The following is a 25293-nucleotide window of genomic DNA, read 5'->3' as shown; positions in this document are numbered from 1 at the left end:
AAATACTAATACTTTACTAGCAAACAATTTTTTGTCTAACTAATTCACATATAAACGCAAAAAAAATGAGGAGGAGAAAAATGACAAGGGACATTAAAAAAATAATAAAGCAGATGACCCTGGAGGAGAAGGCTGGGTTATGTTCGGGGCTTGATGCTTGGTGCACTAAGCCTGTTGAAAGGCTGGGCATTCCATCAATAATGATGACCGATGGTCCCCACGGATTGAGAAAACAGAGGGAAGATGCAGATATGGTTGACATCAACAACAGTATTCCTGCAACATGCTTTCCGTCTGCCGCTGGTTTGGCATGTTCATGGGATAGGGAACTATTGGAAAAAGTAGGTGTTGCATTAGGAGAAGAATGTCAGGCCCAGAATGTTTCAATACTGCTTGGCCCTGGTGCAAACATAAAACGCTCACCTTTATGCGGGAGAAATTTTGAATATTTTTCTGAAGATCCTTATCTTTCGTCGGAGATGGCCTCAAGCCACATAAAGGGTGTACAGAGCCAAGGGGTTGGGACATCTCTTAAGCATTTTGCGGCAAACAATCAGGAGCACAGGAGAATGACCGTCAATGCAGTTGTGGATGAAAGAACATTAAGGGAAATATATTTTGCAAGTTTTGAAAATGCCGTAAAAAAGGCGCAGCCATGGATGGTTATGTGTGCATACAACAAACTCAACGGAGAGTACTGTTCGGAAAATAGATATCTCCTAACGGATATCATAAAGAATGAATGGATGCATGAGGGTTTTGTGGTATCGGATTGGGGAGCGGTAAACGATAGAGTTAAAGGATTGGATGCCGGACTTGAACTAGAAATGCCTTCTAGTTTTGGAATTACAGATAGAAAAATAGTTGAGGCTGTAAGAAGTGGAAAGTTATCCGAAAATATTCTGGATAGAGCTGTAGAAAGAATTTTGAAAGTTATTTTTAAGGCCATTGACAATAAGAAGGAAAACGCGGACTATGACAAAGATGCCCATCACAGACTGGCAAGGAAAGTTGCAGGGGAGTCAATGGTGCTCCTTAAGAATGAGGACAATACACTTCCTCTTAAAAAGAAGGGAACTATAGCTTTGATAGGAGCTTTTGTAAAAAATCCCAGATATCAGGGTGCAGGTAGTTCTCATATTACACCAACAAGACTTGATGATATTTATGAAGAGATAAAAAAGACTGGCGGTGATGGGACAAGCATCATATATTCGGAAGGGTACAGACTGGGGAACGACGATATTGATGAAGGATTGATAAACGAGGCTAAAAAAGCGGCTTCGGGCTCAGACGTTGCGGTAATATTTGCAGGTCTACCGGATGAATATGAATCCGAAGGATTCGACAGAACTCATATGGATATGCCGAAAAATCAAAATAGGCTGATAGAAGCAGTGGCTGAGGTTCAAACCAATACTGTTGTGGTATTGCTCAACGGATCACCAATTGAAATGCCGTGGGTTGATAAGGTAAAAGCTATACTTGAAGCTTATCTTGGAGGTCAGGCACTAGGAGGCGCATTGGCAGATATACTATTCGGTGAAGTTAATCCATCGGGAAAGCTTGCAGAGACTTTTCCAATAAAATTAAGTCACAATCCGTCTTATTTGAATTTTCCCGGGGAAGATGACAGGGTTGAATATAAAGAAAACATCTTTGTCGGATATAGGTATTACGATACAAAGGGAATTGAGCCATTGTTCCCCTTCGGTCATGGATTGAGCTATACTCAATTCGAATACAGCGAGATATCGGTGGATAAAAAGGATGTTTCCGATAATAATGTCATAAATGTCAGCGTAAAAGTTAAGAATACCGGAGAGGTGGCCGGAAAGGAAGTAGTACAGCTTTATGTAAAGGATGTAAAAAGTAGCGTTCTAAGACCTGAGAAGGAGCTAAAAGGATTTCAGAAGATTTTTCTTAATCCGGGAGAAGAAAAGATTGTTACGTTTACCCTGGATAAGAGAGCTTTTGCGTATTACAATACTCAAATCAAGGATTGGCATGTTGAAAGCGGAGAGTTCTTGATATTAATTGGAAAGTCCTCAAGAGACATAGTTCTCAAAGAATCGGTGAGGGTAAATTCAACAGTGAAGTTAAGAAAAAGATTCACTGATAGTTCCACGGTTGAAGATGTAATGGCTGATCCTTCGGCGGCTGTTATTTTTAGTCCGATACTTAAAGGAATAACTGATACATTGGGAATAGATATGAATAATACTCATGATATGATGGTTGCTAATGTAAAGGCTACGCCTTTGCGTGCACTTCCAAACTCGTCTCAGGGAAGATTGAGCGAAGAGATGCTGGATGAGTTGCTTAATAAAATAAATGGCATAGATTAAACAGCAAAAATAAAGGGTAATGTGGGCTGTGTATAAGACAGTCTGCATTACCCTTTAGTATGGGCACAGAAGTTTATTATAGGAGAGATTGAACGGTAGAGGGATTTTGCTTTACGGAAGACACACTAGTTACGGTTAAGGATGATTCAAGGCAGATAAAAGATATTGAGGTTGGAGATGAAGAGATAAAAACTACTCAATAACATCCGTTCTGGGTTGAAGGAAAATATCTTGACGAAGCTATTTTTGAAGAATGCTTAGAAGCACTAGGTAAAGATGCAAAGGTATTATCTGAAGATGATACTACAAAAATCTTCACTCAATTTGAAAGTTGTTTTCCAATGATTTGCGTAGCTAGAATCATATGGAACAGGGTTGGTTGGGGTAAAGTTAACAACAAGTATAGAATAAATGATATTTACAGAATTTTAGAAATACTGAAAAGTAATCTATTGGATATAAATGATAATGTTTTGATATTGTGGAATGAAGCAACTTTGCCTGTAGTAGAAACTAAGTTGAATAAGGTATTAGAAAATATACATGATGTTACTGCTGTTGGCTTTGATACGTGGATATGTGGATCAACGTATTAATCGCGATTGTGCCATCTTTTCAATTTTTATACTATGTGATAAAATATTTGATGCTTACATAATTTTGGATAACAAGGTTACTGAATATAATAATAACCTTTAATTGATTATATATTATTGACAGATTAATTGAAATTTGAACATAAATTATATAATGTTTATCAGTAAATTGTTAGGGGGCGTGAGTGGTGAAACGGATTATATATGGTATCATAAATATATTTCCATCTGTTTTTATTATTTTGGTCACAATAATCTCGTTATATATTACAACAAAAGTTGAACCAGATTCTATAATTCCTGTGGAATATAGAATTTATGTTGTTCTAGGATTGTTGTTGACGTTTGTTTCAGTTATAACTGAATTGGTGTTGATGATTGTATATATAATTCATTCTTTTACTAATAACAATCGTTTAACTATGCCATATAAAATGGCTTGAGTATTATGTTTATGGCTCTTTAATATTTTTGCAATTCCTGTATATTGGTATAAGTATATTCTAAATAAATAAAATTGCATATGCATAATTAAATAAGTAACTAAAACTTTGCACTTGTAATAGTACACCTGTACCTTGGAAATCAATAATTATTGCCAATAAAAATAGCATGAGAGCTTCATTCTTGGTATGTCAGCCTGATTTTTACCAATCGATCGACGTATATGAACATGCTCATGGGTACAAATCAAGTTGGCTTCGGAAAAGATACGGCTTACAGGTTTACTAACTCCATCCACATAAACTGGATTCCATTTACTACTTAGGTCAGCGCAAGATTATTAACGAGACAATTACCAAGCTGACAGATGATAATCGAGTAAATGCTCTTATTGTAGATGATACCTTATTTGATTCTACTCAAGAGAGATTGACTTGAGGAAGATATGAAAGGATGCTGTAATAACTGTTGCTGTAGGCAAGATAGGTCGCAAATTGACTGGTGAATCCGAATTCATAGGTATAGATGTATGCTTTACAGAAGACGCACTGCAAAGGATAAATTTTCAAAGTGTCACAGATGTAAGTGCATACTTAAATGATATTTTTAAAGACAGCATTCAAGAACTTCTGGTAGCAGGCGTGTATGAAGAAAAGTCTGTAAATACAGATCTTCTATGATAATTAATGGTCTGAAGGCATGTTAAAACGCTTTCAGACCTTGTTTATGAGTTATCTATTGTCCTATCCAATACCGGAATATCTGCAGGAGGGACAATCCTCACGCCACCTTTTAGTCTATAACTTTCTATGATATATGCATGATGAAAAGTCTGTCCAGTATTGCTGTTGTTATTACTATGTCGTTCATAAGTTTATCACGATTTCCCAAATATTTATTGTTCATAAGGACAATATTTCCGTTTTCATATTTTGAGTATATAATTTTGAATACCTCAAAAATAATCAAGTTTTAAGCCACGCTATTGATCATAGATATTTGTATATCCATACAAATAGTGAATATGACCATCCTCAAAAGAGGTTGCAGCATAGTAATAATGTGTGTGTCCGCCGTTAACGGGTATACTGGGACCTGTTCGTAAACTATAACGGTGTATATGGCCATCTTCGAAGGTGGTTTGACCAACCATGTAATGTATGTGACCAGGAGTATCGGGATTTGCACTGGTTGTACCTGAATATTCATGAATATGACCATCATTAAGAGTAGTTCTTCCCACGAATCTATGACTGTGCAATCTATTTTGCATAATAATCACCTCAATACATATTATGTTAACTATGCAAAGGTTGCTACTTCTGCAATATTGTATTTTAATGTGAAATTTAGACGGTTAAATACTCTTAAGTTAACACCTATTCTTGTCAAGCGAGCGAGAGGAGAGGCAAACTTGAATTTTTTATGAGGTTTTTTGGTGCTTGTTCTAAGCATTATATAATAATAAATTTAAATAAAATGTTATAATAAATATACATATAAAATAACCTGCTTTTTGAAATTGCTTTTGGCCCGTTTGATAATATACTTGAAGAAAGGAATAAATATAGTTAAATAAACTATACTGGTGGAAGATATGCCGGCTTTTGAAAGGATTAAATCAGGTATACCGAGTTTGGATAAGGCCCTTGACAACATCAGACTTGGAGACAATGTGGTTATTCAGGTAACTTGTTTGAATGATTTTAAAAGAATAGTACATCCCTTTGTAAATCAATCTATAGAAGATAAAAGAAATATCATTTATATTCGGTTTTCCAACCATGAACCTTTATTGGAATACAGGGAAGGTCTTAAAATCTATCAGCTAAATGCCAATCATGGTTTTGAGGCCTTTACGGTTGAAGTTCATAATATAATCAAAAATGAAGGAACAGAAGCCTTTTATGTATTTGACTCTCTCTCTGACTTGCAGGTTGCCTGGTCTACAGACTTGATGATGGGAAATTTCTTTTGTGTAACCTGTCCCTATTTGTTTGAACTTGATACTGTGGCGTGGTTTCCGGTATTAAGAGGACATCACGATTTTGCAACAATTGCCCGAATTCAGGAGACAACTCAATTATTCATCGATGTGCATTCGGATGAAAAAGATACATTTATACATCCTATAAAAGTATGGAACCGCTATTTGCCGGATATGTATTTGCCTTACAGGCTAAATGACGATAACCAATTGGAATCCCTGACTAATAGTGTGGACTTGGCTGATTACTACAACCTAATTCATAATGAGCAAATGGAGCATGCAGAGCAGAATATTGACAGTTATGACAGGTTTTTTAGAGCGGCCAAGGAATCATATTACAGGGGTGAAATTACAGACTGGACTCTTAATAAAATAACCCGTAGTATGATGACCCACGATCATAAAATGGCTGCTTTGATAAGGAGGGAATTTAGTCCGGAGGACTACTTTTATGTCAAAGAAAGAATGATCGGGACCGGAACAATTGGAGGAAAGGCCTGCGGTATGCTTTTGGCAAGGAAAATGGTTGCAAATTACTTACCTCAGTATGTAAAGTATTTGGAGCCTCAAGATTCCTATTATATTGGGACAGACATTTATTATTCATATATTGTTGAAAATAAACTTTGGAAACTGCGTATTTTACAGCGTAGTGATGAGCACTATTTTGACAAGGCAGAGGAATTAAGAAATGCGATATTAAACGGTAAATTTCCTGAGTCAATTCGAGCCCAATTTAGAAGAATGTTGAACTATTTCGGGCAAATTCCTATCATCGTACGTTCCAGTAGTTTCCTTGAAGACGGATTTGGAAATGCCTTTGCAGGAAAATATGAGTCGGTCTTCTGTGTAAATGCGTGTAGCCCGGAAGAAAGGCTGTTGCATTTTGAAAATGCAGTGCGTAGGGTATATGCAAGTACAATGGATAAGTCTGCTTTGGAATACCGCAAACAGCGGGGATTGGATAAAATGGACGAGCAAATGGCTATTTTGGTACAGCGCGTCAGCGGAACGAAATTTGATAAATATTATATGCCTTGTGCTGCAGGGGTGGGTTTTTCTTACAGTATGTACCGCTGGAGTGATGAACTTAGTGCAGATGCGGGACTTTTACGTTTGGTTGCAGGTTTAGGTACAAAGGCAGTTGATAGGACGGGTATCGATTATCCCAGACTGGTAAACTTGGATATTCCTGAAAGCACCACTTTGACTAATTCAAAAGACAAGCATCGCTTTTCACAGCGAAAAATAGATGTTATAGATCTGGAGAAAAATGAAGTAAGGGATGTTTCTGTAAATGATTTGATTCCGGAACTTCCGGATTGGTATTTGAAACTTATCTGTGAGCATGATTATGATACTGAGAGAATGTTTTATGAAAGAGGGCAGCGAAGGAATATTCTTTTTGTTTCGTGTGATGAGATTGTTAAGAAGAAAGAGCTTATGAAGATGATGAAAGATATCCTGTCCACTCTTGAGGAGCGTTATGGAAATCCCGTAGACACAGAATACACAATTAATTTTAGAAAGGACGGAGCGTTTAACGTAAATATTCTTCAGTGCAGACCTATGTTTGTATGGCAGAATGCTATCAATCGGGAAATTCCAAATATTGAAGAAGATAAAACTCTGTTTAAAGTAAATCAGACCTTTATGGGGAATTCTGCAGAGTTAAATGTTGATGTAGTTGTGTGGATTGATTCTAAAAAATATTATTCCTATCCTTATAATCAGAAAAGTTCTATATGCAGTATAGTGTCTAAGATTAACAAATACTATGAGAGGAAGGATAAGAAACTTATGCTTGTAAGTCCGGGACGAATCGGTACTTCATCGCCTGATTTGGGTGTCCCGGTTGTGTTTTCCGATATATCCAATTTCAAAATCTTATGCGAATATGCGGATACGGAAATTGGATTTGTTCCTGAATTATCTTATGGCAGTCATATGTTTCAAGATATAGTTGAGACAGAAATGTTTTATGTGGCAGTAATGGATACCGAACAAAGCGGTACTGAAATATTTAATAAGGAGTTTTTCAAAAGTGATGTTTCAGTTTTAAAGGACATTGCTCCTGATGCTGAAGCATACGAAGATATTATCAAAGTATATGAATTTGATGCTTCAAAATCACTAAATCTTTATGCCGATTTTAAGAAAAGAACTGTTATTTGCGGTATAAGCTCTTAACCGCCGCATGATGTTAATTTTAGTTCCTTTGAAATAATTCTTGGGGAACTTTTTGGATTTGATTTTCGGAAAAGAGGATGAATTCATATAAAAGCCAAAATGTGCTTAGGAATATATGGCAAGACACAACGGGGGAATGAATTAATTATTGAAAAGGTGCTATTAATGTGGTATTATATCAGTCGGTCAAACTGCTGAAAAAACGTCGATACAACTGAAGGGATACGGCTTATCATAAAAACTGTGTATCTCATTGCAGTCTGATAATAATTTGTGGGAGTCTTAAAAATGATCGAAATTCAAAGCCTTACAGAGCAAATACAGACTTTAGTCAATCAAATTTCTATTTTAGTAATTATGGCACTTATAGGGTTCATTGCGGGCAAAACCCGTTATCTTCCCGACAACTCGGGAACAGTGCTTTCAAGGACAGTTATAAAGCTTACAGCACCGCTTCTTATCTTCACGACTCTGGCAGGTCGTAATTTTACGAAAGACATTCTGATAAACGGAATGTTGATATTCCTGTTGGGAGTAGTATTTATAATGTTTTCCTTTGTTATAGGGCATTTTACGGGTAAGATATTGGGTCTTAAAGGAGCAACTGAGAATGTATTCAAAATGCATTTTATGTTTGGAAATGTAATTTACCTAGCCTTTCCCCTTTTAAGATCACTATATGGAGACGGCATTTTAATCTATGCCGTATTTTACAACCTGGCAAATGATGCTATTTTGTGGACTTTAGGAATTTTTCTTGTAAACAGGCATAACAAGGTGAGTGTGAAGGAGAATTTAAAGCACCTTATAAATGCCAATACCATAGCCTTTGCATCAGGCCTTATTATTATGCTAATAAAGTCGAATTTCAAGGGTTTTATAGACAGTATTCCATTCGTTTATGATATAGGCGGCTTTATATCCAGTGCATTTATTCCTATTGGTGAAGCTACAGTTCCTTTATCAATGCTTTTTATAGGTCTGATATTGTCAGAGACGAAAATCAGCAGTGCAAAGGATTTATTGAAGAGATACCCTATATTTATTTTAGCCCTATTTAAACTTATTTTAGTTCCATGCATTGCTTTATTCCTGTTTTCTTTTATAGATTTTGTAGATCCTCTTGTGAAAGCAGTAATTATTCTGCAGCTTTCCATGCCATGTGCTACAATTGTTCCTGCATTGGCGGAGCAGTACGGCTCGGACTACAGATTTGCAACGGAAAACGTTTTTATCACTACAATATTGGGAATTGTAACAATGCCTTTTGTAGTCTATTTGCTAACTGCGATTGGATAGATTTATTGTAAACCTATAATTTCATAAAAAAACGAATATTAACCTCAAAAACTTAAAATAATGTTCGTAATTTTTGATAACTTTCATTGACAACCTGTACTTTGTTTTGATAGTATTATTTATGTGAAAAGCAGGTTTGCTTTGAGCAAAGACTTCGTGTAAACATCAAAGTTTTCTATTTATCGACTTAAAATTATATTTGCGTGATATAATAATATTGTTTCAATTAAGAAGCAGAAGTTTTGGCGGTTAATGGCATCGTTTTGTTGTATCGGTTTGGAAGGCTGGTTCTGCCAGCCTATTTTTATTTCAAACGTTTATAAATCCGAAAGGATGGAGGGGTTTTATGGAAAAGTTTTTTAAGCTTAAGGAAAACGGCACAAATGTCAGGACAGAATTTATAGCAGGTCTAACTACTTTCGTGACAATGGCATACGTTATTTTTGTCAATCCCAATACCCTAGAGGCTGCAGGGATGGATAAAGGTGCTGTGTTTGTTGCGACAATACTTGCAGCAATAATCGGTACATTGATAATGGGATTGGTAGCAAATGTACCATATGCTCAGGCACCTGGTATGGGACTAAATGCATTTTTTGCGTACACCGTTGTTTTAGGACAGGGATTCACTTGGCAACAGGCTCTAGCGTTAGTATTTATTTGCGGATTAATAAATATACTTATTACTGTCACTAGAGTCAGAAAGATGCTTATAAAAGCAATACCGGAAACACTTCAGTATGCGATAAGCGGTGGAATAGGCCTGTTTATAACATACATAGGAATCAAACAGGCACATTTACTGGATTTTACGGTTAGCAGCGGTACTTATACTACACTGCCCAATGGAAATGTAATTTCAGGGGATATTGTTCCGGCTCTTGCAAACTTCACCGACCCGGTGACTCAATTGGCATTGATCGGACTTGTAATCACGGTTGTTTTAATGCTTTTAAAAGTCAAGGGAGCAATACTTTGGGGAATAATATCAACCACTATCGTTGGATTGTTTATGGGAATAACTCCTGTTCCGGAGCTATCGGCATCAAGCTTTTTGCCGCCATCGATGTCAAGCACTTTCTTAAAGCTTGATTTGGCAGGGCTCTTTAGTGAACCAAGCAAGATACTAACGGTTTTGGCAACAATACTTGCCTTCAGCCTATCGGATACCTTTGATACGATAGGAACCTTCCTTGGAACGGGCAGAAAGACCGGGATTTTTGACGAAGAGGATGAAAAAGCTCTTCATGCAGGAAAAGGTTTTAAGTCAAGACTGGACAAGGCCTTATTTGCAGATTCAACAGCTACATCCATAGGAGCACTTTTAGGTACAAGCAATACTACCACCTATGTTGAAAGTGCTGCAGGAATTAGTGTAGGGGGAAGAACCGGTCTCACATCAGTTTTCACTGCATTATTCTTCTTCCTAGCGTTGTTCGTATCGCCGATTGCCGGTATGGTAACAGCTGCCGCAACCGCTCCCGCGCTTATTGTGGTAGGTATTTTAATGATGGAGTCTCTTGCAAAGATAAAGTGGGAAGATTTTGAAGAGGCGGTTTCGGCGTTTTTCACAGTTGTTATTATGCCTTTTACTTATAGCATTTCAAATGGAGTTGCAGCCGGTTTCACATTCTACGTAATAACAAAAATTGTAAAGGGTAAAGCAAAAGAGGTGCATCCAATCCTTTATATAGTAGTACTGCTTTTTGTACTGAATTTTGTGTTTGGAGCTTTAGGTTTCTAAATAGTGAACATAAAAGTTTGGTCCCATGGGGCCAGACTTTTATGTTTTCTACTGGCTAATTTTGGGACACGATAATTATGTAAGAATATATTATGTTAACAATATATCAAATATAGAAAATACAATATAAAATTTTCATGGAGGTTGAACTATGGCTATGACAAAAGTTGAAAAAAAACCAAAAGTAGCTCTCGTGATGGGAAGCGATTCTGACTTTTCAGTTTTAAATGACTGTATCAAGGTTTTAAAGCAGTTTGATGTTGAAGTTTCCGCAATAGTATGTTCGGCTCACAGGACACCTGATAAAGCGGCGGAATTTGCCAAGGGTGCTGAAGAGAACGGTTTTGATGTTATAATAGCTGGTGCAGGAAAGGCTGCTCATTTGCCGGGAGTTCTGGCAGCATTTACGCCTCTTCCGGTTATCGGTGTACCCATTAAATCATCTACATTAGATGGGCTGGATTCATTACTTTCTATAGTTCAAATGCCATCGGGAATTCCCGTAGCTACAGTTGCTATTGATGGGGCAGAAAATGCGGCTCTGCTTGCGGTTCAGATATTATCAACCGCTTATAACGAACTCAGGGATAAGATGAAGGAATATAAGAAGCAGCTGGAAAAGAAGGTTGGAGAGAAGAACGAAGCACTTCAAGAAAAGATAAAGAGTCTATAACAATTCATTTTATTAATTATACAATAAGGAGATTAATTATGTTTGGCATGGAAAGGGAAAAGCATTTTAATAATGTACAAGATGTATTTTTGACCGAAGACAAGTTTGCATTTGACAAGCCAAAAGAGGAGTGTGGGGTTTTCGGCATTTACAATAAAAGCAATTTGGATAGTGCACGCTTGACTTATTATGCTCTGTATGCGCTTCAGCACAGAGGACAGGAAAGTGCAGGGATTGCTGTCAACAATAACGGACAACTGCTTTTTCATAAGGATATGGGACTTGTTCCCGAGATTTTTAATGAAAAAATTCTCAATAGTCTCAAAGGAAAGATTGCAATAGGACATGTGAGATATTCAACTACCGGTGCAAGCAGTAGAGAAAATTCTCAGCCTATGGTTATAAAATACAAGGATGGCCAGATGGCTATGGCGCACAACGGCAACCTTGTGAATGTGCCAAAAATCAGAGAAAAGTTGGAAGAAGAAGGTATAATATTTCAGTCAACAATTGATTCCGAGGTAGTTTTGAATTTGATTTCAAGGTTCAGATTGTCCAGTAAAAATATTGAAGAGGCAATTATAAAGACGATGCGAGAGATAAAAGGCGCTTATTCGTTGGTTATTCTTACGCCAAATAAACTTATCGGAATCAGAGACCCTCATGGTATAAGACCTCTTTGCATTGGTCGTATAGATGATTCCTATATCCTTGCTTCAGAGACTTGTGCTCTTGATGCGATAGATGCTGAATATGTAAGAGATGTAAATCCGGGAGAGATAATTGTTATTGAAGAAAGCGGCATGACTGCAATTCAAACAGAAGCTCATAAAGAGTCGGCGCTGTGTATTTTTGAGTATATTTATTTTGCAAGACCGGACAGTTATATTGAGGGAGTTAGTGTTCACAGGGCAAGAATTGAGGCTGGAAGAAGGCTTGCTCAGGAGCATCCTGTAGAAGCAGATCTTGTTTTTGGAGTTCCGGATTCGGGAATATCTGCAGCATTGGGTTACTCCATGGAGTCGGGAATACCTTATAATTTGGGACTTATTAAAAATAGGTATATCGGAAGGACCTTTATTCAACCGGAGCAAGGTCAAAGAGAAAACGGTGTAAGGATTAAGCTTAATGCCTTGAAGGAAGCTGTTAGTGGGAAAAGAGTTGTTATGATAGATGACTCAATAGTTAGAGGTACTACCAGTAAGAGACTCGTTCAGATTTTGAGGGAAGCTGGTGCGAAAGAAGTTCATATGAGAATTAGCTCTCCGCCTTATGTATACCCATGTTTTTTTGGGGTGGACACATCGAGCAGATCCCAGCTTATTGCAGCAGAATGCTCCATTGAGGAGATTAGAGCGATGACAGGTGCAGACAGTCTAGGCTATTTAAGTCTTGAAGGGCTCTTAAAAACACCTGTTGGAGCAAAATGCGGTTTTTGTACCGGATGCTTCACTGGCAGATATCCGATGGAAGTGCCTGAGGATGCCAATAAGTTTTGCTGCGGATAGTATTTGTTAATTGCTAAAATTTATTATATAATTATTTTATTTGTAATTAGGAGGTACTTTGATGACTACGTATAAAGATGCGGGTGTTGATGTTGAAGCAGGTTATGAAGCCGTCAGGCTTATGAAGGATGATGTGAAAAGGACATTCAGGCCTGAGGTGCTTACTGATATAGGAGGCTTTGGTGGATTATTCAGCTTAAACAAGGATAAATATTCGGAACCTGTTCTTGTATCGGGTACTGATGGAGTGGGCACAAAACTGAAAATTGCTTTCTTGATGGACAAACATGATACCATTGGTATTGATTGTGTGGCTATGTGCGTAAATGATGTTGTGTGCAGTGGTGCAGAGCCGCTGTTTTTCCTCGATTATATTGCTCTTGGTAAAAATCGTCCTGAAAAGGTCGCTCAAATTGTAAAAGGTGTGGCCGATGGATGTGTTGAAGCAGGATGTGCATTAATAGGTGGGGAGACGGCAGAAATGCCTGGATTCTATCCTGAGGATGAGTATGATTTGGCTGGATTTGCTGTTGGAATAGTGGATAAAGCGAAGATTATAGACGGTAAAAAAATTAAGTCGGGAGACAAGCTGATAGGCCTTGCGTCATCAGGTATCCACAGCAACGGGTACTCTTTGGTAAGGAGAATTTTGGCACCAAATCCCAAGAAGCTTTCAGAAGAGGTTAAGATGCTTGGAACCACTATAGGTGAAGAGATTATAAAGCCTACAAAATTGTACGTTAAGACAATCCTTGATTTAAAAGAAAGGTTTGAGCTTAAAGGAATATCCCATATTACAGGTGGAGGATTTATTGAGAATATACCAAGAATGTTGCCTCAAGGGCTGGGAGTTAAGATATTTAGGGGCACTTGGCCGGTGCTTCCGATATTCAACCTTTTGCAGGATCTTGGCAACCTTGAGGAAATCGATATGTACAACACCTTTAATATGGGAATAGGTATGGTAATTGCTGTGGACGCTGAAATTGCAAACAGTATTGTGGATTATTTGAACAAAGATAAAGAGCAAGCCTATATAATTGGAGAAATTGTATCGGATAAGGCAGGGCTTGAACTATGCTGAGAATAGGTGTACTGGTTTCCGGGGGAGGAACCAATCTGCAGGCAATTATTGATAAGATTGAAAGTGGCTTTATAAAGGACTGCTCGATTGTTACCGTTGTATCGAGCAAGGCAAATGTATATGCTTTGGAAAGAGCAAAAAATCATAGCATTCCTGCAGTTTGCATTGCCAGAAAGAACTATGCTTCACTGCATGAATATGGGGAAGCGCTGATAGAGCATTTTGAGAGCTGTGATGTAGGGCTTGTTGTGATGGCGGGATTCTTGTCCATACTGGGAGAGAACTTTGTAAAGCGATTCGAAAACAGGATAATTAATATTCATCCGTCTTTGATACCCGCTTTTTGCGGCAAAGGCTATTACGGTATAATTCCTCATGAGAAAGCACTGGAATACGGGGTCAAGGTGACTGGGGCTACTGTTCATTTTGTTGAGCTCGAGGCCGACAGCGGACCGATTATTTTGCAGAAAGCTGTATACATAAAAGACGATGATACTCCGGAAACTCTTCAAAAGAGGGTAATGGAAGAAGCAGAGTGGGATATTCTTCCTGAGGCCATAAAGCTTTTTGCTGAAGGAAGGCTTGAGATTGAGGGAAGAAGGGTCAGGATTAAGGATAAGTAAGTTTTTGGAAAACTAATATAAGTGAAATAACGATAGGTAAACGATATTAATATAAAAATAATTTTGTTATAGAATAAAAAAAGGAGTGATAATGTGATTAAACGTGTGTTAATAAGTGTATCCGATAAGACAGGAATTGTTGAAATGGCTCGTGAACTTCAGAATATGGGTGTTGAGATTATTTCTACCGGAGGTACTGCAAAGACATTGAGTGATGCCGGGTTAAAGGTAATAAATATATCCGATGTTACCGGTTTTCCGGAATGTCTTGACGGAAGGGTAAAAACTCTTCATCCTAATGTCCATGCGGGAATTCTCGCAATGAGAAGTAATGAGGAACATATGAAACAGCTCAAGGAGCTTAATATAGAAACAATAGACATGGTAATAATCAACCTCTATCCGTTTAAGCAGACTATACTCAAGGAGAATATAGAGCTGGAAGAAGCAATTGAGAATATTGATATAGGCGGACCTACAATGATAAGGGCTGCGGCAAAGAATTATCAGGACGTGGCTGTGATTGTGGATCCTTCAGATTACAGCTCAGTATTAGAAGAGCTCAAGTCCTCAAAGGATATATCGCTAAAAACCAAGTTTAAGCTGGCATATAAAGTATTTGAGCATACAAGCCACTATGATACTTTAATCGCCAAGTATCTGAGGGACAAGATTGGGGATGAGATTTTCCCTGAGACCCTTTCCTTGACCTTTGAAAAGGTTCAGGATATGAGATATGGTGAAAATCCCCATCAAAGAGCAGTATTCTATAAGGAAGTGGGAGCAAACGTCGGCTGTATAACATCTGCAAAACAGCTACACGGAAAGGAACTGTCCTATAACAATATAGGTGATGCAAATGGTGCTATAGAAATCATTAAGGAATTTGACGAACCTACTGTAGTTGCTGTTAAGCATGCAAATCCGTGCGGTGTGGCAAGTGCTTCAAATATATATGATGCATATGTAAAGGCATATGAGTCGGATCCTGTATCCATATTCGGCGGCATTATTGCGGCCAACAGGGAAATTGATGAAAAAACAGCAGAAGAAATAAGCAAAATTTTTGTAGAGATAGTTATTGCACCGTCCTTTACGGAAGGAGCATTAAATATTCTTACTCAAAAGAAAAATGTTAGATTGCTTCAGCTTGAAAACGTTTCTGCAAAGCTTCCTGAAGGAACCTATGACATGAAGAAGGTAGCAGGAGGCTTGCTGGTACAAAATTACAACAATGAACTTCTTAATATGGACGATTTGAAATGTGTTACGGAAAAGAAACCTACCCAGGAAGAGATGGAATCTCTCATTTTTGCCATGAAGGTTGTAAAGCACACCAAGTCCAATGGTATTGCACTGGCAAAGGGTAAGCAAACTATCGGAGTAGGACCGGGTCAGACCAATAGAGTAACAGCTTGCAAGATTGCCATTGAATATGGCGGAGAGAGAACAAAGGGAGCAGTTCTTGCATCGGATGCCTTTTTCCCATTCGCTGACTGTGTTGAAGCAGCTGCGGCTGCAGGCATTACTGCAATTATCCAGCCCGGAGGCTCGATAAGAGATCAGGAATCCATTGATGCATGTAATAAGTATGGCATTGCAATGGTGTTTACAGGAATGAGGCACTTTAAGCATTAATGATGTAGACTAAGGAGGAATAAAATGAAGGTATTAGTTGTAGGAAGCGGCGGCCGTGAGCATGCACTGGTATGGAAGATTGTTCAAAGTCCCAAGATAGATAAAGTGTATTGTGCGCCCGGCAACGGAGGCATTTCTGCAATAGCCGAGTGCGTTCCGATAAAGGCAATGGATATAGATGGAGTTATAAACTTTTCAAAGGAAAAGGAAATCGACATGGTGGTGGTTGCGCCGGATGACCCTCTGGCAGCCGGCATGGTCGATGCCCTTGAGAATGCAGGAATCAGAGCCTTTGGGCCTAATAAGGCGGCAGCTACAATTGAGGGAAGTAAAGCTTTTGCGAAAAACCTTATGAAAAAGTACAATATACCTACTGCCAATTATGAAGTTTTTGAAAACAGTGCCGATGCCATAAGGTATTTGCAGAATCAGCAGTACCCGTTGGTTGTGAAAGCCGATGGTCTGGCGCTTGGCAAGGGTGTAATAATTGCACAGAATTTTTCTGAGGCAAAGGAAGCAGTTGAAAGTATCATGGAGGATAAGGTTTTTGGTGAAGCCGGTAACAAGGTGGTAATCGAAGAGTTCTTGGTGGGGCCAGAGGTGTCAATGTTGGCCTTTACCGATGGCAAAAGCATAAAGACTATGGTTTCATCCCAAGACCATAAGAGAGCCTTGGACAATGACCAGGGACTTAACACCGGTGGTATGGGAACATTTTCGCCAAGCAGAATATATACAGAGGAAATCGACAGTTACTGCATGGAGAAAATCTATAAGCCAACAATTGAAGCTATGGAAAAAGAAGGCAGAAAGTTTAAAGGGGTGTTGTACTTTGGGCTTATTATAACAAAGGACGGCCCGAAAGTATTAGAGTACAATGCCAGGTTTGGAGATCCGGAGACCCAGGTGGTGCTTCCGAGGCTTAATACGGACATAATTGACATATTTGATGCAATTATTGATGAAAGATTGGATGAAGTTGAAATAAGTTGGAATGACAATGCCTGTGTATGTGTAATCATGGCTTCGGGCGGATACCCTAAGGAGTATAAAACCGGCTATGAGATATCAGGGCTTGCAGATGCAGAAAGAGATGCAAACGTTGTAGTCTTCCATGCAGGTACAAAGCGTGAAGACGGTAAATACTATACTGCTGGAGGACGTGTGCTGGGAGTGACAGCCATGGAAAGCAATCTGGACGAGGCAATAAATAAGGCTTATGAGGGAGTCGGAAAGATCCAATTTCAGGATATGCACTATCGAAAGGATATAGGAATAAAGTAGGAGAGCGTAATGCTCTCTTATTTTATTTGCCTCTTGGAATGAAATGAAAGAGGCATGATAAGCAAATAACTGGAGGATGATTATTATGGAAGGCTTTATTAATAAGGCGACAAAAGAAGATTTGATAGATATATTGAATTTACAAAAGAAAGCATTTGAAAGGGTCGCAATAGCAGAAAACAATTTTAATATTTCTCCTATGACACAGACGCTAGAAAGCATTACTGAGGAATATGAAAAAAGATTGTTTCTAAAGTACACATTAGACGGCAAAATCATTGGAACAGTGCGCGCACATTTGGATAATGATAATGTTTGTCATATAGGTAGGTTGATTGTACAACCTGAGTTTCAAAACAAAGGTATTGGAAAAGCCTTAATAAAAGAAATTGAAAACATATTTAGTAAGTGTGAAAGGTATGAAATTTTTACTGGGTTAAATAGTAAAAATACACGAGCTTTATACACAAAGTTGGGATATGTGGAAACGAGCATAAAGAATATCGATGGAGTAGAGATGGTTTTTATGAAGAAGGATAACAAAGGAAGGATATAAATCTTGAGTGTTGAACTTTTTAATTGGAATGGATTGAGATGTTTTATTTATTTCAAAGATAGCAATAATATGCTATAATAAATTCTTGAAAAAGAACTTTAATCACCGTAGCTGATTTTTGCAATGAAGGAATTGATTATGGAAGAGAATATTAAGAGGATAGGCATACTGGGAGGAACCTTTGATCCGATTCATAACGGTCATTTGATAATGGCAGAAATGATAAGAGGGACTTTTGAACTCGACAAGGTGCTTTTTATACCCTCAGGTAACCCTCCCCATAAAAAACAACAGATGGTAACCGATGCACAGCACCGATATAACATGGTCTGTGAAGCTTTAAAGGGCAATCCTTATTTTGAGGAATCAAGGATTGAGGTTGACAGGGAAGGGTATACTTATACCATAGATACCCTGAGCGTTTTAAATGAACAGTACAGAGGAATTGCCACTTTGTATTATATAATTGGTGCAGATGTTTTATATGATCTTCTTACATGGAAGGATTACGAGAAGGTATTTAAAACCTGCAAATTCATTGCGGCCTTAAGGCCGGGGGCCGACAGAGAGGGATTCAGGGAGCGGATAAGGTATCTTGAAGCGACATTTTCAGCAAGCATACTGGAGGCGGAAATGCCTTTGATTGAAATATCCGCAACAATGATAAGAGACAGGGTAAAGGAAGGCAAATCCATAAGATATCTGGTTCCTGATGCAGTAGAAAGCTATATAAAAAAAGAGGGACTATATCTTAAATAGTATCGGATTAAGGTTGCTTAGTACTTTAATACAGGGGAAACAGTAATGACGATTGAAGAAATGAAAAAGAAGCTTGAAGAAGTTCTTTCACTTAAGAGATTCAAGCATTCATTGGGTGTAATGGATACGGCAGTAAGTCTTGCGAAAGAATATGGAGTGAATGAAGAAAAAGCAGCCATAGCAGGGCTTTTGCACGATTGCGCAAGGGAAATAAAGGGACAGGCTCTATTTGAATTGTGTGAAAAGTATCATATAAATGTAGACTATATTACTTTGGCGCAGCCTGAGCTTTTGCACGGTCCTTTAGGAGCGGTTCTGGCTGCTAAAGAGTATGGAGTTGAGGATGAGGATATAATAAGGGCCATTGATTGCCATACTACCGGCAAGGAGAATATGACATTGCTGGATAAAATAGTTTTTATTGCGGATTATATTGAACCGGGCAGAAGGTTTACCAGATTGGATGAAGTAAGGGAGCTGGCTTATCGTGATTTGGACAGGTCCATACTAACTTCTCTGGATAATACAATAAGACATATAATGAACAGGGGAGTGTTTATTCATCCGGACACAATTGGGGCGCGGAATTTTATTATCAAGGAAAAAATGCCGTAGATTTTTGTCACATGGGAGGCTGATTTTTATGGCAAGGAGAAAAATGAGAAGGAAAAAAAGAAATAAAGGCTTTGGGCTGTTTAGTATGATGCTGGTTTTATTACTAATAGCAGGCGGCTATTTCTACTTTTTTAGGAACCCTGGAGACAGTAATGATAATTCCGATGCATCAGTGGCAAGTATCGCAAACACAGTGCCTACACCTTCTGCCACCGTCACTTCCACTCCCGTAAACACTGCAGAAAGCAGCCCCAATACAGAGTCGGTTGTTGCTGCAACACAGAATTTAACCACGGATACTCCGCAGAAAACCGAGGATGTACAGGAAACACCGATTGTTATTCAGCAAAAAGGTGCGAGTATTCAAGTGATAAACTATACCGGACAAAAAAATCTTGCGGAGGAAATCAGAGCGACCCTTGAAGAATATGGATTTATAGTAAGTTCGGGCAATGGAAGCTCTTTAAAATATATTAGTACTGCAATTGTCGAAAAAAAAGAAGATGTTTCAGGAGAAGAATTGGGAAACCTATTAAATATAAAGAAGATAAGAAAAGAAATTGACCACGGATCACGATTTGATTTTATAGTAATACTCGGGGATGACTTCAATCCTTGATTTTTGGTAAGTTTTTATTCACAAAACCATTATTTTAGTGTTATAATTTAAAACATGTAAAGTTGATTTAATTGGATATATTAAGTAAATAATATATAAGAAAAAATATATTAATAATTATGAAAGGACGGAGGATTATTGGAATCTAATGAAATGGCCGCAAAGATTGTGAGTATTCTGGAGGAAAAAAAGGCCAAGGATTTGAACACTATTGACATAAGAGAAATTTCGATTCTCGCAGATTATTTTATAATATGCAGCGGAACATCTACAACGCATATAAAGACTCTTGCTGATGAAGTAGAAGAAAAAATGGAGCAGGCCGGTATAGAACTTATTCATAAGGAAGGCTATAATAGTGCAAGGTGGATATTATTGGATTATGGAGATATTGTAATTCACATTTTCCATGAAGAAGACAGGGGATTTTATAACCTTGAAAGACTGTGGTCTGATGGAGTAATGAAGCACAGGCAGTAGAGGCCAATCCGTCTGTATTTTTATAATTAGATGTAAAAGGACCCCATTAAGGGGACGTTTTTTGGGGTTTTGATATAATATAGCGATTGTTAATTGAATCTGGAGGTTGTATTATGCATTACAATTTTATGGATATTGAAAAGAAGTGGCAGAAAAAATGGGAGGATGACAGGGCCTTTTCTGCTAAAGAAGACAAAAGCAAAAAGAAGTATTATGTGCTTGAGATGTTTCCCTATCCTTCTGGAAATCTTCATATGGGACATGTAAGGAATTATTCCATAGGGGATGTTGTAGCAAGGTTTAAAAAAATGAACGGCTTTAATGTTCTTCATCCAATGGGGTGGGATTCTTTTGGTCTGCCTGCTGAAAATGCTGCCATTAAGAGGGGAGTCCATCCTAATGACTGGACATGGTCCAATATTGACAATATGAGAAGACAGCTAAAAGAGCTGGGTATTAGTTATGATTGGGATAGAGAGGTTGCTACCTGCCATCCTGATTACTATAAGTGGACTCAATGGATGTTCCTTCAACTTTATAAGAATGGCCTTGCGTATAAGAAAAAGTCCTATGTAAACTGGTGCCCATCCTGTGCAACGGTTCTTGCCAACGAACAGGTTGTAAACGGAGCTTGTGAACGTTGTAAATCAACGGTTGGCAAAAAAGACTTGGAGCAGTGGTTCTTTAAGATAACCAATTATGCTCAAAGACTTCTGGACGATATTGAAAAGCTCGAAGGCTGGCCTGATAAGGTTAAAACTATGCAGCAGAACTGGATTGGCAGAAGTGAAGGTGTTGAAGTTGATTTTAAGGTGGACGGAATGGATAAGTCCGTTAGAGTATACACTACAAGACCTGATACCATATTCGGCGTGACTTATATGGTAATTGCGCCGGAGCACCCTATTGTAAAGGAATTGATTAAAGGAACAGAGCAGGAAGAGGCATGCAATGAATTTATAAAGAAAATGCTGTTTTTGAATGAAATAGACAGGACATCAAACGATGTTGAGAAGGAAGGGGTTTTTACAGGAAGGTATGTCATTAATCCATTAAACGGAGACAGAGTTCCTTTATACCTTGCCAATTATGTTCTTGCAGAGTATGGAACCGGTGTTGTTATGGCAGTTCCTTCCCATGACCAGAGAGACTTTGAGTTCTCAAAGAAGTATAACTTGCCGATTAAAGTTGTAATTCAGCCACAAGGCCAGGAGCTTGATCCTTCCAAAATGACAGAGGCCTTTGAAGATATAGGCTATCTTGTGAACTCCGGAGAGTTCAACGGTGTGAGAAGTGATGAGGCTATAGGAAAGATAATTGATTATATTGAGCAAAAGGGCTATGGTGAAAGAAAGATAAACTTTAGACTTAGAGACTGGCTGATTTCCAGACAGAGATACTGGGGCGCGCCCATACCGATAATTTACTGTGATGATTGCGGAGCTGTGCCGGTTCCCGAAGAGGATTTGCCGGTTATTTTGCCGACAGATATCAAATTTTCCGGTGTAGGGGAATCGCCGCTTTCCACAAGTGAGTCCTTCTTATCTGCTCCTTGCCCGAAATGCGGTAAGACGGGAAGAAGGGAATTGGATACCATGGATACCTTTGTGTGTTCTTCATGGTACTTCCTGAGGTATTGTGACCCATGTAATGAGAAGGCTCCCTTTGATAAGGAGAATATAAAGTACTGGATGCCCGTTGACCAATATATAGGCGGTGTCGAACATGCAATTTTGCACCTATTATACTCCAGATTCTTTATGAAAGTTCTTTATGATTTGGGTTATGTGGATTATGATGAACCCTTTACAAACCTTCTTACTCAGGGAATGGTGCTCAAGGATGGCGCCAAAATGTCAAAATCTCTAGGCAATGTTGTAAGCCCTGAGGAGATAATTGAGAAGTATGGTGCCGATACAGCAAGATTGTTCATACTCTTTGCATCTCCACCGGAAAAGGATTTGGAATGGAGTGACCAAGGAGTTGAAGGTTGCTATAGATTTATCAACAGGGTATGGAGGATAGTAACCGAGTTTATTGGTGCGGTGAAGGAAGACGCAAGCATTGATACTTCTGTGTTTACCAAAGCCGATAAAGAACTTTGGTATATGCTGAACAACACCGTAAAGCGTGTGACGGATGATATCGGCCAGAGGTTCAACTTTAACACTGCTATTAGTGCTGTCATGGAGCTGGTTAATTCGCTGTATTATTATAAGGATAAAGTGGCTGACGACAGCAAGAATAAGGCGCTTATGAAGGATTCTGTCGAGAAATTGATAATAATGCTGGCTCCCTTTATTCCTCATGCGGCTGAAGAGCTCTGGGCGGCAACAGGAAAGGAAGGCAGTGTGCACGAGCAAAAGTGGCCTGAATTTAACCCGGCGGCTCTTATAAAGGATGAAATTGAAATTGTACTTCAGATAAATGGAAAGGTAAGAGATAAGCTTGTTATAGCATCGGATCTGACGAAAGAGCAGGTTGAGGAAAAGGCCTTGAATAGTGAAAAGATTAAGGCTGAAATATCCGGAAAAAATGTTGTCAAGGTTATTTCTGTTCCGGGTAAGTTAGTTAATATTGTTGTGAAATAAAGTTTAATTAATAAAGTAAGAGCTATTCATTTGGAGAGGGGTAGTTAATGGATTTCCCTGATTCATATGGATAGCTCTTTATTATTTGAAGATACGGTATAGTTTTAGTTTTTCAAGACAAATCCTTGGAGCTTCTTTCAGTATGATAGAACACTATCTAAGTAATAGTTAAGAAAAATTAACAAAAACCGATAATTATAGTAAACAAATAGGAGGGAGAAATGATGAGCAAATTTGGTGAGCAGACTGGAGATGATTTGGCGAATGCGAAAGCTTATACGGATAGAACTTTACATCCTCACAAAGGGAACTTTGACTCTTTTGGGCCAACCAAAATGCCCCGACTGTAGCCGTACAGTTTCGGGGCATTTATTATTTTATTTATCAATATCTAACTTATACACGGGTTTTTTCAAGATATCGTTTAATCTTCTTTGAGGATGTTTTGGCAAATTCATTTTCACGAATAGTAATATCAACAACTCTTTTATAAATGGGCATATTCTTGTTTATAGCTTTAATCTCTGACTTGATCAGATTGTACACATCTTCAGGAGATGGTTCTGTATCTATTTTTAGTCTTGCTTTAATTGCGTCAATATCCGGCACAATTTGGGCTACTACTATTGTTTCATCGTTTTTATCGTTTTCCCTTCCTGATACTAGGGATTCCTTGATAAACGGGCTTTTGTTAATATAGGCTTCAACTTCCTCAGGAAAAATATTTTTGCCGGTTTTGGTTACTATAATGTTTTTCTGACGTCCGGTAATATAAATGAAACCATTTTCATCCATACGCCCAAGGTCTCCGGTATAGAGCCATCCGTTTTTTAGAACTGCTTTTGTGGCAGCTTCATTATTGTAATAGCCAAGCATTACGCTGTCACCTTTTACTATTATTTCACCGAGGCCGTCTTTGTCAGGGTTACTTATTTCAACATCAAGCCCGGGAATTGGAAGACCGATTGAGTCATGCCTGTATTGCTTATCTCGGTTAACTGCCACTATTGGTGAAGCTTCCGTAAGGCCATAGCCCTGAAGGACTTTTATACCCATGGACTCAAAGCCCTTTGCCACTTCAGGATCAAGAGCTGCGGCACCTGAAATGACCAGTCTTAATTTACCGCCTACATTATCAATTACAGATTTAAACAGCTTTCTTCTTATATCAATTTTAAAAACATTGTATAGCAAATTACTGATAAAAAGTCCGGCTTTTAGTTTAAATTTAAGGCTTTTCTTTTTTGAAGCCTGTTCCCATATTTTATTGTACATGCTTTCCAAAATAAGAGGTACAAGAATAAGAATCGAGGGCTGTGCCTCTTTAAGATTTTTTCCAATGTATTTAAGTCCCTCGTTGAAGGTTATTGTTGCACCATTATATATCATAGTAAGAAAGCCTGCAGTACATTCATAAGTATGGTGCAGGGGAAGTATTGAAACCACTGAGTCGGTGCTGTCCATATAAATAGAAGCTGAAACAGCCATAATATTTGAGCAAATATTTCTATGGGACAGCATGACGGCTTTAGCATGATCTGTGGTTCCGGAAGTAAAAATCATTGCACTCATTGCATTCTCATCAATGGAAGCATTAAGATAGTCCTTTTTTCCTGACTCCAAAAGCTTCTTTCCTTTTCGAAGGAGCGCCCAGAAAGATAAAAAACTTTCATTTTCATGTTCATCAGTATTCATGTTGATAAAGTATTTGATATTGCTTAAGCGAGGGGACATTTCTTTAATCCCGTCATCAAATTTTCCCGAGTATACGACGACATTGGCGTTGGACTGTCTTAATAGATTTTCCAGTTCGGGGAGAGGAAGCTCTTTGTCTAAAGGTACAACTACTCCGGCGCCGTTTATAGTTGATAGATAGGTAACACACCATTCATACCTGTTTTCGCCAATAACGGCAATAAAGCCTTTTCCTATGCCCAATTCAAGCAAGGCGGTTCCAAAGGAGTCAATATCATCCTTGAACTCGGAAAAAGTGATTCCTTTATATAAATTATCTTTTGTTTTCACACAAAAAGCATTTTTGTTGGCAAACAGTTTGCTGCTTTGCTCAATCATGTCTTTTAAGTTTTTAATTGTCCTTACTTCAAGAACCGGGGAAGTTTTCATAAAATACCACTCCTTTAGGGCTAAATAAAGCAAATTTAGTCCCTTGAAATTTGACATATAAATTATACATTAAATTAGGCGCTTTGTAACGATATTTTTACAAAGCAAACCACAAAAAACAGTTATAT

22 protein-coding genes are annotated in these 25293 nt (G+C 38.2%); 19 read left to right on the top strand and 3 right to left on the bottom strand.

Features of this window, described 5'->3' with window-relative positions; all coding sequences use genetic code 11:
- Nucleotides 1-80: 80 nt before the first annotated feature.
- The 3 genes from EFD62_RS04545 to EFD62_RS04530 all read left to right on the top strand — a co-directional run bounded on the left by EFD62_RS04545 (nt 81) and on the right by EFD62_RS04530 (nt 4068).
- Nucleotides 81-2348 (top strand): beta-glucosidase family protein, encoded by a 2268-nt coding sequence (locus EFD62_RS04545; RefSeq protein WP_128705799.1) that lies wholly within the window; start codon nt 81-83, stop codon nt 2346-2348.
- 242 nt (nt 2349-2590) lie between these two features.
- Nucleotides 2591-2944, top strand: coding sequence for a CDI toxin immunity protein (locus EFD62_RS04540; RefSeq protein ID WP_456236576.1), 354 nt, complete (start codon nt 2591-2593; stop codon nt 2942-2944).
- A gap of 938 nt (nt 2945-3882) precedes the next feature.
- On the top strand, nt 3883-4068 hold the full coding sequence (locus EFD62_RS04530) for a hypothetical protein (protein ID WP_069193306.1): 186 nt from the start codon (nt 3883-3885) through the stop codon (nt 4066-4068).
- A 127-nt stretch (nt 4069-4195) separates the two neighbouring features.
- Here EFD62_RS04530 and EFD62_RS18305 read toward each other — a convergent pair whose 3' ends face one another.
- Nucleotides 4196-4357 (bottom strand): ATP-binding protein, encoded by a 162-nt coding sequence (locus EFD62_RS18305; RefSeq protein ID WP_128705798.1) that lies wholly within the window; start codon nt 4355-4357, stop codon nt 4196-4198.
- A gap of 13 nt (nt 4358-4370) precedes the next feature.
- On the bottom strand, nt 4371-4676 hold the full coding sequence (locus tag EFD62_RS04520; RefSeq protein WP_268919940.1) for a YmaF family protein: 306 nt from the start codon (nt 4674-4676) through the stop codon (nt 4371-4373).
- Between the two features lie 309 nt (nt 4677-4985).
- On the opposite strand from EFD62_RS04520, the gene EFD62_RS04515 reads away from it, so the two are divergent.
- From EFD62_RS04515 to EFD62_RS18225, 16 genes are all read left to right on the top strand, one after another.
- Complete coding sequence (locus EFD62_RS04515) at nt 4986-7568, top strand: PEP/pyruvate-binding domain-containing protein (protein WP_069193308.1); 2583 nt, start codon at nt 4986-4988, stop codon at nt 7566-7568.
- 288 nt (nt 7569-7856) lie between these two features.
- Complete coding sequence (locus tag EFD62_RS04510) at nt 7857-8867, top strand: AEC family transporter (protein WP_069193309.1); 1011 nt, start codon at nt 7857-7859, stop codon at nt 8865-8867.
- Nucleotides 8868-9213: 346 nt separating this feature from the next.
- On the top strand, nt 9214-10611 hold the full coding sequence (locus EFD62_RS04505; RefSeq protein ID WP_128705797.1) for an NCS2 family permease: 1398 nt from the start codon (nt 9214-9216) through the stop codon (nt 10609-10611).
- Nucleotides 10612-10762: 151 nt separating this feature from the next.
- Nucleotides 10763-11284 carry a 5-(carboxyamino)imidazole ribonucleotide mutase gene (purE, locus tag EFD62_RS04500; RefSeq protein ID WP_128705796.1) on the top strand — a complete coding sequence of 174 codons (522 nt, stop codon included), beginning with the start codon at nt 10763-10765 and terminating at the stop codon, nt 11282-11284.
- Nucleotides 11285-11322: 38 nt separating this feature from the next.
- Nucleotides 11323-12792: an amidophosphoribosyltransferase gene (gene purF / locus EFD62_RS04495; protein ID WP_069193312.1), complete on the top strand. Its 1470-nt coding sequence runs from the start codon at nt 11323-11325 to the stop codon at nt 12790-12792.
- Between the two features lie 61 nt (nt 12793-12853).
- Nucleotides 12854-13876, top strand: coding sequence for a phosphoribosylformylglycinamidine cyclo-ligase (purM, locus tag EFD62_RS04490; protein ID WP_069193313.1), 1023 nt, complete (start codon nt 12854-12856; stop codon nt 13874-13876).
- Complete coding sequence (gene purN / locus EFD62_RS04485; RefSeq protein ID WP_069193314.1) at nt 13870-14499, top strand: phosphoribosylglycinamide formyltransferase; 630 nt, start codon at nt 13870-13872, stop codon at nt 14497-14499. Before purM ends, purN begins: the two co-directional genes overlap by 7 nt.
- Before the next feature lie 93 nt (nt 14500-14592).
- Complete coding sequence (purH, locus tag EFD62_RS04480) at nt 14593-16137, top strand: bifunctional phosphoribosylaminoimidazolecarboxamide formyltransferase/IMP cyclohydrolase (RefSeq protein WP_069193315.1); 1545 nt, start codon at nt 14593-14595, stop codon at nt 16135-16137.
- Between the two features lie 24 nt (nt 16138-16161).
- The gene (gene purD / locus EFD62_RS04475) at nt 16162-17421 is read left to right on the top strand and encodes a phosphoribosylamine--glycine ligase (protein WP_069193316.1); all 1260 of its coding nucleotides are present in this window, start codon (nt 16162-16164) and stop codon (nt 17419-17421) included.
- Between the two features lie 85 nt (nt 17422-17506).
- The gene (locus EFD62_RS04470) at nt 17507-17977 is read left to right on the top strand and encodes a GNAT family N-acetyltransferase (protein WP_069193317.1); all 471 of its coding nucleotides are present in this window, start codon (nt 17507-17509) and stop codon (nt 17975-17977) included.
- A gap of 138 nt (nt 17978-18115) precedes the next feature.
- Nucleotides 18116-18736, top strand: coding sequence for a nicotinate-nucleotide adenylyltransferase (gene nadD, locus EFD62_RS04465; RefSeq protein ID WP_069193318.1), 621 nt, complete (start codon nt 18116-18118; stop codon nt 18734-18736).
- A gap of 45 nt (nt 18737-18781) precedes the next feature.
- Nucleotides 18782-19351, top strand: a complete 570-nt coding sequence (yqeK, locus tag EFD62_RS04460; protein ID WP_069193319.1) for a bis(5'-nucleosyl)-tetraphosphatase (symmetrical) YqeK — start codon at nt 18782-18784, stop codon at nt 19349-19351.
- A gap of 28 nt (nt 19352-19379) precedes the next feature.
- Complete coding sequence (locus EFD62_RS04455; protein ID WP_069193320.1) at nt 19380-19970, top strand: LytR C-terminal domain-containing protein; 591 nt, start codon at nt 19380-19382, stop codon at nt 19968-19970.
- A 138-nt stretch (nt 19971-20108) separates the two neighbouring features.
- Nucleotides 20109-20450: a ribosome silencing factor gene (gene rsfS / locus EFD62_RS04450; RefSeq protein ID WP_069193321.1), complete on the top strand. Its 342-nt coding sequence runs from the start codon at nt 20109-20111 to the stop codon at nt 20448-20450.
- A 113-nt stretch (nt 20451-20563) separates the two neighbouring features.
- Nucleotides 20564-23041 carry a leucine--tRNA ligase gene (gene leuS, locus EFD62_RS04445; RefSeq protein WP_069193322.1) on the top strand — a complete coding sequence of 826 codons (2478 nt, stop codon included), beginning with the start codon at nt 20564-20566 and terminating at the stop codon, nt 23039-23041.
- A gap of 221 nt (nt 23042-23262) precedes the next feature.
- A complete protein-coding gene (locus EFD62_RS18225) occupies nt 23263-23391 on the top strand; it encodes a hypothetical protein (protein WP_268919937.1) in 129 nt (42 codons plus the stop codon).
- A 46-nt stretch (nt 23392-23437) separates the two neighbouring features.
- On the opposite strand, the gene EFD62_RS04440 is transcribed toward EFD62_RS18225, so the two are convergent.
- Nucleotides 23438-25165: an AMP-dependent synthetase/ligase gene (locus EFD62_RS04440; RefSeq protein WP_069193323.1), complete on the bottom strand. Its 1728-nt coding sequence runs from the start codon at nt 25163-25165 to the stop codon at nt 23438-23440.
- Nucleotides 25166-25293 lie beyond the last annotated feature (128 nt).

Origin of the sequence: Acetivibrio mesophilus, assembly GCF_004102745.1 — a bacterium.
Taxonomy (GTDB): Bacteria; Bacillota; Clostridia; order Acetivibrionales; family Acetivibrionaceae; genus Hungateiclostridium; species Hungateiclostridium mesophilum.
Note: the sequence above shows the minus strand (reverse complement) of the source record. Positions and strands in the feature narration are given on the sequence as shown.

What these genes read in the sequence shown, in the direction of transcription:
- EFD62_RS04545 (WP_128705799.1), top strand. Translation starts at nt 81, where the DNA reads ATGACAAGGGACATTAAAAAAATAATAAAGCAGATGACCCTGGAGGAG.
- EFD62_RS04515 (WP_069193308.1), top strand. Translation starts at nt 4,986, where the DNA reads ATGCCGGCTTTTGAAAGGATTAAATCAGGTATACCGAGTTTGGATAAG.
- EFD62_RS04510 (WP_069193309.1), top strand. Translation starts at nt 7,857, where the DNA reads ATGATCGAAATTCAAAGCCTTACAGAGCAAATACAGACTTTAGTCAAT.
- EFD62_RS04505 (WP_128705797.1), top strand. Translation starts at nt 9,214, where the DNA reads ATGGAAAAGTTTTTTAAGCTTAAGGAAAACGGCACAAATGTCAGGACA.
- purE (WP_128705796.1), top strand. Translation starts at nt 10,763, where the DNA reads ATGGCTATGACAAAAGTTGAAAAAAAACCAAAAGTAGCTCTCGTGATG.
- purF (WP_069193312.1), top strand. Translation starts at nt 11,323, where the DNA reads ATGTTTGGCATGGAAAGGGAAAAGCATTTTAATAATGTACAAGATGTA.
- purM (WP_069193313.1), top strand. Translation starts at nt 12,854, where the DNA reads ATGACTACGTATAAAGATGCGGGTGTTGATGTTGAAGCAGGTTATGAA.
- purN (WP_069193314.1), top strand. Translation starts at nt 13,870, where the DNA reads ATGCTGAGAATAGGTGTACTGGTTTCCGGGGGAGGAACCAATCTGCAG.
- purD (WP_069193316.1), top strand. Translation starts at nt 16,162, where the DNA reads ATGAAGGTATTAGTTGTAGGAAGCGGCGGCCGTGAGCATGCACTGGTA.
- EFD62_RS04470 (WP_069193317.1), top strand. Translation starts at nt 17,507, where the DNA reads ATGGAAGGCTTTATTAATAAGGCGACAAAAGAAGATTTGATAGATATA.
- nadD (WP_069193318.1), top strand. Translation starts at nt 18,116, where the DNA reads ATGGAAGAGAATATTAAGAGGATAGGCATACTGGGAGGAACCTTTGAT.
- yqeK (WP_069193319.1), top strand. Translation starts at nt 18,782, where the DNA reads ATGACGATTGAAGAAATGAAAAAGAAGCTTGAAGAAGTTCTTTCACTT.
- EFD62_RS04455 (WP_069193320.1), top strand. Translation starts at nt 19,380, where the DNA reads ATGGCAAGGAGAAAAATGAGAAGGAAAAAAAGAAATAAAGGCTTTGGG.
- leuS (WP_069193322.1), top strand. Translation starts at nt 20,564, where the DNA reads ATGCATTACAATTTTATGGATATTGAAAAGAAGTGGCAGAAAAAATGG.
- EFD62_RS18225 (WP_268919937.1), top strand. Translation starts at nt 23,263, where the DNA reads ATGATGAGCAAATTTGGTGAGCAGACTGGAGATGATTTGGCGAATGCG.
- EFD62_RS04440 (WP_069193323.1), bottom strand. Translation starts at nt 25,165, where the DNA reads ATGAAAACTTCCCCGGTTCTTGAAGTAAGGACAATTAAAAACTTAAAA.